Source organism: Paraoerskovia marina (genome assembly GCF_900105445.1).
Classification (GTDB): Bacteria; Actinomycetota; Actinomycetes; order Actinomycetales; family Cellulomonadaceae; genus Paraoerskovia; species Paraoerskovia marina.
The window spans coordinates 2546622-2559277 of sequence record NZ_LT629776.1 but is presented as its reverse complement, the minus strand read 5'-3'; the positions used below and the strand labels follow the sequence as shown (position 1 = coordinate 2559277).

The 12656-nt window shown below is 72.0% G+C and carries 7 protein-coding genes; 5 read left to right on the top strand and 2 right to left on the bottom strand.

Annotation, left to right across the window (positions count from 1 at the left end):
* Window positions 1–11: 11 nt before the first annotated feature.
* Together BLU20_RS11610 and BLU20_RS11605 are read left to right on the top strand one after the other, a co-directional pair.
* A complete protein-coding gene (locus tag BLU20_RS11610) occupies window positions 12–911 on the top strand; it encodes an ABC transporter ATP-binding protein (RefSeq protein WP_083372615.1) in 900 nt (299 codons plus the stop codon).
* Complete coding sequence (locus tag BLU20_RS11605) at window positions 908–2488, top strand: ABC transporter permease (protein WP_083372614.1); 1581 nt, start codon at window positions 908–910, stop codon at window positions 2486–2488. Before BLU20_RS11610 ends, BLU20_RS11605 begins: the two co-directional genes overlap by 4 nt.
* A gap of 61 nt (window positions 2489–2549) precedes the next feature.
* Here BLU20_RS11605 and BLU20_RS11600 read toward each other — a convergent pair whose 3' ends face one another.
* Window positions 2550–3833 (bottom strand): NAD(P)/FAD-dependent oxidoreductase, encoded by a 1284-nt coding sequence (locus BLU20_RS11600; RefSeq protein ID WP_231959212.1) that lies wholly within the window; start codon window positions 3831–3833, stop codon window positions 2550–2552.
* 50 nt (window positions 3834–3883) lie between these two features.
* On the opposite strand from BLU20_RS11600, the gene BLU20_RS11595 reads away from it, so the two are divergent.
* Complete coding sequence (locus tag BLU20_RS11595) at window positions 3884–4162, top strand: DUF3017 domain-containing protein (protein WP_157270454.1); 279 nt, start codon at window positions 3884–3886, stop codon at window positions 4160–4162.
* 75 nt (window positions 4163–4237) lie between these two features.
* On the opposite strand, the gene BLU20_RS11590 is transcribed toward BLU20_RS11595, so the two are convergent.
* Entirely contained in the window at window positions 4238–5224 is a 987-nt protein-coding gene (locus BLU20_RS11590; protein WP_083373050.1) for an MIP/aquaporin family protein, read from the bottom strand.
* Between the two features lie 236 nt (window positions 5225–5460).
* Between BLU20_RS11590 and BLU20_RS11585 the strand changes: the two genes are divergently transcribed.
* Window positions 5461–6465 carry a malate dehydrogenase gene (locus BLU20_RS11585; protein WP_157270452.1) on the top strand — a complete coding sequence of 335 codons (1005 nt, stop codon included), beginning with the start codon at window positions 5461–5463 and terminating at the stop codon, window positions 6463–6465.
* Window positions 6466–6657: 192 nt separating this feature from the next.
* Window positions 6658–12636 (top strand): pullulanase-type alpha-1,6-glucosidase, encoded by a 5979-nt coding sequence (gene pulA, locus BLU20_RS11580; RefSeq protein ID WP_083372611.1) that lies wholly within the window; start codon window positions 6658–6660, stop codon window positions 12634–12636.
* Window positions 12637–12656: the final 20 nt, after the last annotated feature.

Genomic DNA, 12656 nt, shown 5'->3' with positions numbered 1-12656 from the left:
CGGAGGACGACGTGGCGGACGCACCGGTCATCGACATCCAGGGGCTGGTGAAGACCTTCGGGTCCTTCCGCGCGCTCGACGGGCTGGACCTGCGTCTCGAACCCGGTGAGGTGCGGGGCTTCCTCGGGCCGAACGGGGCCGGCAAGTCCACGACGATCCGGATCCTCCTCGGTCTCATGCGCGCGACCGGCGGGACGGCGTGGCTCTTCGGGCAGGACCCGTGGGCGGACGCCGTCGCGCTGCACCGCCGGCTCGCCTACGTCCCCGGGGACGTCGTCGTGTGGCCGAGCCTGACCGGTGGGCAGTGCATCGACGTGCTCGGGGCGTCGGGACCCGCGGTCGACACAGCGCGACGGGACGAGCTGATCGAGCGGTTCGACCTCGACCCGACCAAGAAGTCGCGCGACTACTCCAAGGGCAACCGGCAGAAGGTCGCCCTCGTCGCGGCCTTCGCCGCCGAGGCCGACCTTCTCGTGCTCGACGAGCCCACCTCGGGACTCGACCCCCTGATGGAAGAGGTCTTCCGCGAGTGCGTCGCCGAACGGGCCGCGCAGGGGACGAGCGTCCTGCTCTCCAGCCACATCCTCAGCGAGGTCGAGGCGCTGTGCTCGACCGTGTCGATCATCCGCAAGGGCGCGACCGTCCGCGCCGGCACCGTGACCGAGCTCAGGACCCTGGCCCGGACGACGGTCCACGCCGTCACCCGGTCCGCGGTCCCCGACCTCCCCGGCGCTGCCGACCGGCGCGGCGAGACGGTCGACGCCGGGCACGAGATCGAGTTCACGGTCGACCCCGCACACCTCGACGACGTGATGGCCCCGGTCGTCGCCGCAGGACTCGTCTCGCTGACCGTGCGGCCCCCGAGCCTCGACGAGCTGTTCCTCAGCGAGTACAGCGAGGCGGACGCGTGAGCGGTCGGCGCGGCGGCCTGGGCACGGTACTCGCCCTTCAGCTCCGGACGAGCTGGCTGCGGCTCGTCCTGTGGATCGTCGGGATCGTGGGCGTCTACGCCGCGACCCTCGGCGCGATCGACGGCCTCTACCCGACGGCCGAGGCCCTCGAGACCTACGGTGCGACGCTCGACGGCGACCCGACGATCGCCGCGATCAACGGCATCCCCTACGGCGCCACCAACCTCGGGGGAGTCACCGCCAACGAGTTCGGCTTCATCGCGGCGATCGCCCTGCCGCTGATGGCACTGTCGCTCGTGGTGGGACAGACCCGCGCGCAGGAGGAGTCCGGACTGCTCGAGCTGCTGCGCTCGCGCGAGATCGGCGCGCGAGCACCGTGGGTCTCCGCGTTCCTCGTCGCGACGGCGGCGTTCGTCGTCGTAGGGCTCGGGATCTTCGCGACGGCGCTCGCGGGTGGCGTCGACGCCGGAGCCGTCGGACTGTACGCCCTGTCCCTGACCGCTCTCGGCATGGTGTTCGCGGCCCTCGCGATCTTCGTCGGACAGTTCGTCTGGCGCGGTGCGCGCGTCACGTCGGTGGGCGTGGCGTTCCTCGGGATCGCCTTCGTCGCCCGCGGCGTCGGCAACGTCGACGAGAACGCGTGGAAGTGGCTCTCGCCGCTCGCGTGGCAGCAGGAGACCCGCCCCTTCGACACCGACCCGCGCTCGTGGCCGCTGCTGCTCGCGCTCGGGGTCGCCGCGGCGCTCGCGACGGCCGGCCTCGTCCTGGTCGGCAACCGCGACCTCGGCGCCGCGTTCTTCGGCGGGCGGCCCGGACCGGCGCGGGCTTCGCGCTGGGGACGCTCGTCCCTCGGGCTGGCGGTCCGCGCGCACCTGCCCGCCGCGGTCGCGTGGGCGGTCGGGGCCTTCGGGGTCGGCGCGGTCTTCGGGACCTTCGGCGACGACGTCACGGAGATGGTCGCGGCGAACCCGGAGCTCGGCGCGTTCCTGGGCGAGGGGGAGGCCGCGGACCAGTACTCGACGATGCTCCTGCTGCTCGTCGCGCTGATGTCGTTGGGACTCGCCGGGCAGGGCGTCGCCCAGATCCGGGCGGAGGAGACGACCGGACGGATCGAACCCGTCCTCGCCCGGTCCGTGTCACGGGTCGGTTGGCTGGCGACCCGCGGTGCGGTCGTCGCCGTCGGGGCCGCGGTGACGATGCTCGTCGGCGGGGTCGGTGTCTCCCTGACGGGGACGGTCGACGGCGGCGCGACGGCGGGCGACCTTGTCGTGGCGGCCGCGGCCTACGTCCCGGCCGTGCTCGTGCTCGTGGGCCTCGGGGTGTGCGTCGTCGGGGTGGTGCCGCGTCTGACCTGGTTCGTCTGGCTCGTGCTCGCCTACGTCGTGGTCGTCGACCTGCTCGGTGACACGCTCGACCTGCCCGACTGGGCGCGCGCACTGTCCCCGGTCCACGCCGTCGGACGCGTCCCGAGCGACCCGGTGTCGGGGTGGACCGAGACCTGGCTCGCCGCGATCGCCGTCGTGCTCTTCGTGGCGGGCCTTGTCGGCTTCCGTCGACGGGACGTCCCGCGGACGTAGCACCACGACGCCGGTCCCGACCTTCAGGCGGCGTACGTCGCGGGGACGCGGGAGCGCAGCGTCAGCGTGCCACGACGTCGCGCCATCGCACGGAGGGGTCCGTCGCCCGGGACACGACGACGTCGGGCGTGGCGGCCGCGCCGAGGATCTTGCGCACGCCGCTGATCTCCCGGGGAACGTCGGCGAGCACGACGGCGCGCAGGGCGCGCACAGGGTTTCCCTCGTCGTCGGTGCGTCCGTCGTCGGTCGGGTCGAGGTACAGAGCCGCCCACCCGTGCTCGCCCTCGCGGAAGACCACGTCGTCGTGGGCGTCCGGCTCGCCGAACACCGCGACGTCGTGGCCGAGCTGCCGGGAGAAGACGTACGGGGCGGCCGTCGGGGGCACCTCCTGGCCCAGGAGCGCGGCGGCGGTGCGGTCCGGGTCCAGGAGCGCGGCCGACCAGTGTCCTCCCGCGACGTCGCCGCGGACGTCGTCGCGCCGCGTCGCGCAGTCCCCGACGGCCCAGACACGTCCGGCCCCCGGGCCCCGGAACCGGGCCCGTCCGACGTCGTCGGTCGCGATCGCGCCGCGGTCGTCGACCGGGACGGTGCCGACCAGCCAACCGGTCGCGGGTCGTGCCCCGACCGCAGCCAGCACGGTGTCGGCGTCGAGGACCCGCCCGTCGACCAGATGGACGGCGCTCTCCGAGACGGCGTCGACCCCGACCCCCGTGAGGAGGGTGACCCCGGCCTCCTCGTACCAGGGCACGGTGCGGCGGCCGACGTCGCCGAGCTGGCGCGACAGAGGCGTCTCGGCAGCCTCGACGACCGTCACCTGCACGCCCGCGCCGGCGGCGACCCCGGCGACCTCGGCACCGATCCACCCGGCGCCGACGACGATGAGCCGATGACCTGGCGTGAGTCGTTCTCGCAGCGCTGCCGCGTCGTCGACGGTGTGGAGGAGCGAGGCGGACTCCCAGTGGGAGGGCCTGAGCGGGCGCGAGCCGACCGCGAGCACGACGGCGTCGGCCGCCACGGACCTGCCCGCCGAGGTGGACACGCGCACGTCCTCGTCCGAGAGCCTCAGAACCTCGACCGTCTCGCCGAGGTGGGCCGTCGCCCCGCCGTGGACGTCCACCCCGAGCTCGTCCTGCAACCACGCGGGCTCGGGCCTCGACAGGAGCTCCTTGGAGAGCGGCGGTCGGTCGTACGGCTCGACCTCCTCGGCGCCGATCAGGGTGATCTCGCCCGTGAATCCGCGGCCGCGCAGCGCTGCGACGGTCTGTGCGCCGGCCAGTCCGGCGCCGATGACGAGCACCGAGTCGAGCCGGTGCGGGGGCAGGGTCTCGGGGGCTGAGGAGCTCACGGCACCGACCGTACCCCCGTGCGCAGGGGCCGAGGGGCTAGTCTCATCCTGTGCACAGCAGTCCTGGTCATGCCCCCCGCAGTGCGACCCCCACGGCGATGTGGGTGATGGTCGCGGGCGTCGTCGTCTCCACGCTGGTGGCCGTGGCGGTCGACGGGCGGCTCGGGGTCTTCGTCCTGGCCGCGACCGCCGGCCTCGGCGCGGTGATCCGGGCGCGCTACGCCGAGCCGGTCGGCATCATGATCCGTGGGCGGACCTTCGACATCGCGACGTACTCCCTGTTCGCCGTGGTCCTCGCGGTGTTCGGCGTGATCGCGCCGGGCGTGTAGCGGCAGGCTCCCGGACCGACGACGAAGGCCCTCCCCGGGACGATCCGGAGAGGGCCTTCGTGCGGTGCAGGAGAGTCAGGCCTGGGGCTTGCCCTCGGTGCCCTTCTCGTCCGGCGTCCAGTCAGGGGCGTCGCTCTCGGCGACCGTGACGTCGGCATCGTCGGCACCGGCACCCGCGGAGGTGACGGTCTCGAACTCGACCTGGTCCTCACGCAGCAGGTCGTCCTGGACGACCGGCACGGCGGTGAAGGCGCGGTAGAAGAGCGCGGCGATCGCACCACCGGCGAGCGGGGCGACGATGAAGACCCAGAGCTGGGTCCAGGCCCAGTCGCCGGCGAAGACGGCCGCGGCGAACGAGCGTGCCGGGTTGACCGAGGCGTTGGTGACCGGCGCGGCGATGAGGATCATCACGGCGAGGGTGAAGCCGATGGCCATCGGGGCGAAGCTCGCGGAGTCGCTCCGGCGGGTGACCGCGAGGATCACGCCGACGAGGATCGCCGTGACGACGATCTCGATCAGGAGAGCGGCGAGGAGCTCGAAGGAGAAGGCGCCCTGCGTGGCGCTCGCGAGCGGAGAGTGCTCGCCGTAGCCGTTGGCGACTCCCTGGAAGAGTGCAGCCTTGCTCTCCTCGGCGATCACACCGCCCTGCTGGAGGATGGCGAGCCCGGAGCTCGGGATCGTCGCGAAGAGCACGAGGGTGGCGAGAGTGCCGCCGACGAGCTGCGCGGCCCAGTACGGCAGGAGGTCGGCCCAGCTCGTGCGGCCGGCGATCGCGGCGCCGAACGTCACGGCCGGGTTGAAGTGGCCGCCGGAGATGTGACCCACGGCGGCGATGCCCGCGACGAGCGCGAGCCCGCCGGCGAGGGCGACCGACAGCGTCAGGCCCGCGTTGGTGAAGCGGGCGTACAGTGCCACGCCGCAGATCGCGAGAACGAGGAGGAAGGTGCCGAAGGCCTCGGCGCCGAGCCGCGCCAGGAGGCTGGGGGACTCGACGGTGGCCGTCGTGTCCTCGACGACGACCTCCTCACGTGGCGCCTCGGGGGCGGTGCTCTGCGCAGACATCGTGCTCCTGTTCTGATGGTTCGTGCGGCGGACCGCCGGCCGCTCGAGGTCGAGAGCCGACGACGTCGTGCCGACGCGTGTCGATCCGGTGCTGGCGGACAGTGTGGCGGGGGAATCTGTGAAGATTCTGGGGATCTCCCGCGGGACCATTCTGGCACCATGACGCGACCGGCGTCGTCCGGCGGGTCGTGGGCGATGCGATGTCGGGAATGCGTGCCCTGTGTCAGAGTGGATTCATGACCACACGGACGCCAGGGAAGTCTCCAGTCACAGTGACCGTCACGGGTGCTGCGGGCCAGATCGGCTACGCGCTCCTCTTCCGCATCGCGTCGGGGCAGATGCTCGGAGCCGACACACCGGTGCGCCTCAACCTCCTGGAGATCCCGCAGGGTGTGGCCGCCGCCGAGGGCACCGCGATGGAGCTCGACGACTGCGCGTTCCCGCTGCTCACGGGGATCGACGTCTACGACGACGCGCGCGCCGCCTTCGACGGTGCCAACGTCGCACTCCTGGTCGGTGCACGGCCGCGCGGGCCGGGGATGGAGCGCGCCGACCTGCTCGAGGCGAACGGTGGGATCTTCAAGCCGCAGGGCGAGGCCATCAACGCCGGTGCGGCGGACGACGTCCGGGTGCTCGTGGTGGGCAACCCGGCCAACACCAACGCTCTGATCGCGGCGTCGAACGCGCCCGACGTGCCGAAGAGCCGGTTCACGGCCATGACGCGGCTGGACCACAACCGGGCGCTCGCGCAGGTGGCGCGGCGTGCCGGCGTCTCCGTCGCGGACGTGCGCCGCGTCTCGATCTGGGGCAACCACTCGGCGAGCCAGTACCCGGACGTCTTCCACGCCGACGTCGCGGGCCGCCCCGGTGCGGAGCTCGCCGAGGACCGGGCGTGGCTTCTCGACGAGTTCGTCCCGACCGTCGCCAAGCGTGGTGCCGCCATCATCGACGCGCGAGGTTCCTCCTCGGCGGCGTCGGCGGCGAACGCGGCGGTCGACCACGTCCACGACTGGGTGCTCGGCACGCCTGACGGGGACTGGACGAGCGCCGGGATCTGGTCGGACGGGTCCTACGGGGCACCTGAGGGGATCATGGCCTCGTTCCCGGTCACCTCCGACGGCCAGGAGTGGAGCGTCGTCCAGGGTCTCGAGATCAACGACGTGTCGCGGGAACGGATCGACGCCTCGATGGCCGAACTGGCCGACGAGCGTGAGGCGGTGCGGGCCCTCGGCCTGATCTGACCGCACACAGACGCACGACGACGGCGCGGCCCCGACCGGGGTCCGCGCCGTCTTTCTGTGACACACGTCTCTGCAAACGCTTGCAGCAACGTTGCTGCAAGCCATACAGTCGTGGAGTCCCGAGCACCGCCGCCGGGACGGCGTCCGCGACCGCCGGGCGTCGGCGAACGACACGGAGACGAAGGGGTCCCCATGACGATCGAGCACGCCCGACCACCAGCAGTGCGCCGCGGACTGGCCGGCGCCCTCGCGCTCGCGCTCTGCGCGACGACCGCGACCACGGCGTTGACGGCCGCCCTCACGGCCAGCGCCGTCTCGACCCCCGGCGGCGTGGCGCTCGTCGGCGACCTGCAGGACGAGATCGGCTGTGCCGCAGACTGGGCGCCGGACTGTGCCGAGTCCGAGCTGGCGCCGGCGGGCGACGGCACGTGGAGTGCCGAGTTCACCCTCCCTGCGGGCACGTACGAGTACAAGGTCGCGCTCGACGACGCCTGGGACGTCGCCTTCGGGCTCGACGGCGGCGCCGACAACGTGCCGCTCGTCCTCGGCGGCGAGTCGACCCTCCGGTTCACGTTCGACGAGTCCACGGAGCGAATCGCCGTCTCGCCCGTCGACCTGACCGGGGGATACGACGCCGCGACCGACGCGGACGTCGTCCACCCGCCCGTGCGGCAGCCCGGGTCCGACGAGCGGTTCTACTTCGTCATGACCGACCGGTTCGCGAACGGCGACCCCACCAACGACACCGCAGGGCTCGGTGACGACCGCCTCGTCTCCGGGTTCGACCCCACCGACAAGGGGTTCTACCAGGGTGGGGACATCGCCGGGATCCGGCAGAACCTCGACTACGTCGAGGGTCTCGGGACCACCGCGATCTGGCTCACGCCGTCGTTCAAGAACGAACCCGTCCAGGGGACCGGCGCCGACGCCTCGGCCGGGTACCACGGCTACTGGATCACCGACTTCACGCGCATCGACCCGCACCTGGGCACGAACGAGGAGCTCGAGGCGCTGATCGCCGACGCGCACGACCGTGGGATCAAGGTCTACTTCGACATCATCACCAACCACACCTCGGACGCGATTTCCTACGCCGAGGACGAGTACTCCTACGTCGACCAGGCGACGTCGCCGTACCGGACGGCGGACGGGACGCCCTTCGACCCGGCGGACTACGCCGGGACGGACGAGTTCCCGGAGCTGGACCCCGCGACGTCGTTCCCCTACACGCCGCAGATCGCTCCCGAGAAGCAGGACCTCAAGGTTCCGGCCTGGCTCAACGACCCGACGCTGTACCACAACCGCGGTGACTCGACGTGGTCGGGGGAGTCCGTGACGTACGGCGACTTCGTCGGTCTCGACGACCTCATGACCGAGCACCCGACCGTCGTCGACGGCTTCGTCGAGGTCTATCAGGACTGGGTCGACCTCGGCATCGACGGCTTCCGCATCGACACCGTCAAGCACGTCAACCCCGAGTTCTGGGAGACCTGGAGCGCCGAGGTCATGGACTACGCGCGCGCGGCGGGCAAGGACGACTTCTTCATGTTCGGCGAGGTCTACGACGCCGACGCGGCGAAGACCTCGCCCTACGTCCGGGACACCGAGATGAGCTCGGTCCTCGACTTCTCCTTCCAGGCGGCCGCCACGAGCTACGCCGGCGGCAACGACGCGCGGGGGCTCCAGCGTCTCTACGCCAGCGACGACATGTACACCACGGACGAGACGTCGGCCGCAGCCCTGCCCACCTTCCTCGGGAACCACGACATGGGCAGGGTCGGCCACATGCTCGCCGGGACGGACGACCCGCTGGCGCGCGACGAGCTTGCCCACGACCTGATGTACCTCACGCGCGGCCAGCCCGTCGTCTACTACGGCGACGAGCAGGGCTTCGCCGGGACCGGCGGCGACAAGGACGCACGGCAGAGCCTCTTCGCCACCCAGGTCGAGGAGTACGCGGACCAGGCGCTCGTGACCGGCGAGACCCTCGGTTCCCAGGACCGGTTCGACACCGACTCGCCGCTGTACGAGCACGTCGCCTCGCTCGCCGCGCTGCGTGACGCGCACCCCGCGCTCGCGACGGGCGCGCAGATCGAGCGGTTCGTCGGATCGGACGACAACGACGGCGCGGGCGTCTACGCGTTCAGCCGCGTCGACCGGGAGGAGAAGGTCGAGTACCTCGTGGCACTGAACAACGGGTCGCAGGCCCGGACGGTGGCGGTGCCCACCCTGACCCCGGGCGCGTCCTTCGACGTCCTCCGCGGCGACGTCGAGGCTCTCGAGTCCGACGAGGACGGACTCGTCGACGTGACGGTGCCGCCCACGAGTGCGGTCGTCCTCCGTGCGGACCGCACCGTCGGTGCGGACTCCTCCGGCGAGATCACGCTCCAGGTTCCCGGCGCCGGCGCCGGCGTCAGCGGGCTCGCCCCGGTCTCGGCAACCGTGGACGCCGCAGCATGGTCCGAGACGTCGTTCGCCTGGCGCACCGTCGGGTCGGACGACTGGACCGCGCTCGGAACCGCCGAGGACACCACGCCCCGGGTGTTCCACGACGTCGACGGCCTCGCCCCGGGCACACTCGTCGAGTACCGCGCGGTGACCGTCGACGCGGACGGAGACCGTGCCGCCGCGTCGACCTACGCCAGCGTCGGCAACGCCGTCGACGGCGACGCGGGCGACGGAGACGGAGGCTCCGGCGAGGAGATCTCGACGGTCACCGTCCCCGGCAGCCACAACGACGAGATGGGGTGCGTCGGCGACTGGACCCCGGACTGCGGGGCCGCCGAGCTCACGCTGCGCCCCGACGGCGTCTGGGCCGGGACGTTCGACCTGCCGGCGGGGACCTACGAGTACAAGGTCGCCGTCGACGGGTCGTGGGCGATCAACTACGGCGCCGACGGCACGCTCGACGGGCCGAACGCCGAGTACACCACCGAGGGCGGACCCGTCACGTTCTACTGGGACCCTGCCTCCCACGAGTTCTCGAGCACGGCCCAGGGGCCGATCGTGACCCTGCCCGGATCGCTGCAGGACGAGCTCGGCTGCGCGGGCGACTGGTCCCCGGACTGCCTGGCGACGTGGATGCGCGACACCGACGGAGACGGCGTGTACACGTACTCGACGTCGTCGCTGCCCTCCGGGGCGTACGAGGCCAAGGTCGCCCACGGACTGTCCTGGGCCGAGAACTACGGGGTCGGGGGAGCGCCCGACGGCGCCAACTACTCGTTCTCCGCGACCGAGGGCGAGTCGACCTTGTTCAGCTACGACGTCGCGAGCCACGAGCTGAGCATCGAGACGCAGACCCCGGTGCTCGCCGGACTCGGAGAGGAGCGTGCGCACTGGCTCGACGCGGACCTGCTCGCCTGGCCCCGTGACCTGCTCGGCGACTCCGACACGGAGGACCTGACGTGGACGCTGCACCACGCCCCGGACGGCGGGATCCGCGTCGAGGACGGCGTCGTCGTCGAACCTGACGACGCGGGGAGCCTGAACCTCGCCGTCGACCCCGACGGGATCCCTGCGGAGGTGGCGGAGACGTTCCCGGCGCTCGCCGACGCCGTCGCGCTGAGGCTGCGGGACGAGAACGGCGACGCCCCGGCGCGGACCGCCGTGGAGTCCGTCCTCCAGGGTCAGGTCCAGGTGGCTCAGCACCACGGCGACGAGCTCACGGCGTTCACCGGCGTGCAGCTCCCTGGCGTGCTCGACGCGCTCTACGCCGACGCGGCGGGAGACCAGGACCTCGGTGTGGAGTTTGCTCCGAACGGGAAGTGGGCCTCGTTCCGGCTCTGGGCACCGACCGCCCGGTCCGTCACGCTGCTCGTGTGGCCCGGCGGGTCCGACGGCGCCGGTGACGCGCGCCGCGTCGAGGCGGTCCGGTCGGGCGACGGCACGTGGGCCGTCGACGGCAAGGCCGTGGACAAGAAGTTCCGATGGAGCGGGGCGCAGTACCTCTACGAGGTCGAGGTGTACGTGCCGGGCACGGGTGCGGTGGAGACGAACGTCGTCACCGACCCGTACTCGGTGGGCCTCACGCTCAACTCGGAACGGTCGGTCGCCGTGGACCTGACGGCCTCGTCGCTGGCGCCGAAGGCCTGGCGCACGACGGCCGCACCGGTGGTCGAACGTCCGGTCGACCGCAGCATCTACGAGCTGCACGTGCGCGACTTCTCGATCGACGACGAGACCGTGCCGGCCGACCGCCGGGGAACGTACCTCGCCTTCGCCGAGTCGGGCTCGGACGGGATGACGCACCTGCGTGAGCTCGCCGACGCGGGGATGAACACCGTCCACCTGCTGCCGACGTTCGACATCGCGACGATCGAGGAGGACCGCTCGGCCCAGGCCGACCCGGGGGACCTGAGCGGGTTTGCCCCGGACTCCGCGGAGCAGCAGGCGGCGGTGGCAGCCGTCCAAGGGGAGGACGGGTTCAACTGGGGCTACGACCCGTACCACTTCTCGACGCCGGAGGGGTCGTACGCGACCGAGCCCGACGGCGGGGCGCGGGTCGCCGAGTTCCGCACGATGGTCGGCGCGCTGCACGGTGCCGGCTACCAGGTGGTGCTCGACCAGGTCTTCAACCACACGGCGGCGAGCGGCCAGGACGCGAAGAGCGTCCTCGACAAGGTCGTTCCCGGGTACTACCACCGTCTGGACGGGGAGGGAGACGTCGAGACGAGCACCTGCTGCCAGAACCTCGCGACCGAGCACCGCATGACCGAGAAGCTCATGGTCGACTCCGTCGTGACCTGGGCCCGGGACTACCGGGTCGACGGCTTCCGGTTCGACCTCATGGGGCACCACTCCGTGGAGAACATGCAGGCCGTCCGCGACGCGCTCGACGCACTGACGCTGCGCAAGGACGGTGTCGACGGGTCGGCCGTGTACCTGTACGGCGAGGGGTGGAACTTCGGGGAGGTCGCCGACGACGCGCTGTTCACCCAGGCCCGTCAGGGCAACCTGGGAGGCACCGGGATCGGGACGTTCTCCGACCGGCTCCGCGATGCCGTCCACGGAGGCTCGCCCGTCGACGGCGCGTCGACGTTCACGCAGGGATTCGGCACAGGGCTCGGCACGGACCCGAACGGCCGGCCGGCACGGGCGGGTGACTCCTCGACCGTCAACGACGGTTCGGCGGACGAGCTCGCGGACCTCGCGCACCAGACAGACCTCGTGCGGCTCGGCCTCGCGGGGAACCTCGCCGACTTCACGTTCACGACGTCGGCGGGGACCGAGCAGCGGGGCGACGAGATCGACTACCGCGGATCCCCGGCCGGGTACGCGGCGCAGCCGGGCGAGGTCGTGACCTACGTCGACGCCCACGACAACGAGACCCTGTTCGACCTGCTGGCCCTCAAGCTTCCGCAGGAGACGTCGATGGACGACCGGGTGCGGATGAACACGCTCTCGCTGGCGACGACGGCCCTCGCACAGACCCCGTCGTTCTGGCATGCCGGGACGGACCTGCTGCGCTCGAAGTCCCTCGACCGCAACAGCTACGACTCGGGGGACTGGTTCAACGCGATCGACTGGACCGGCACGGACAACGGGTTCGGCCGGGGCCTGCCGCTCGCGGCCGACAACGAGGAGAAGTGGCCGGTCATGGCACCGCTGCTCGCCGACGAGGCGCTGGCACCGACTGCCGACGAGATTGGGTCGGCCACCGCCCAGGCGCAGGACCTGCTGCGTCTGCGGTACTCGAGCGACCTGTTCCGCCTCGGCAGCGCCGAGAAGATCGAGCAGAAGGTGACGTTCCCGGGATCCGGGCCCGACGCGCCCGCCGGAACGCTCGTGATGAGCGTGGACGACACCGTCGGCGAGGACGTCGACCCCGCCCTCGACGGGCTGCTCGTCGCGTTCAACGCCTCACCGGACGAGGTGACGATCCCGCTCGCCGACCTGGCCGGGCGCGAGTACAGCCTCTCGGAGATCCAGGCCGACGGGAGCGACCCGGTCGTGCGCGGGACGACCTGGGACGAGGACGCCGGGACCGTGACCGTGCCGGCGCGCACGGTCGCGGTGCTCGTCGACGAGCAGTCGACCTCCGGCGGGGCAGGTGGCGGGTGGTGGCACCACGTCAACGAGCGGCTCTGCACCTGGCTGCCCTGGCTGCCGTGGTGCGACGGCGGCTGGAGCTGGGGCGCGAGCCTGGGCTCACGCGACCTCCTCGGCTGAGCGCCCGTCGGAGGGCTCCC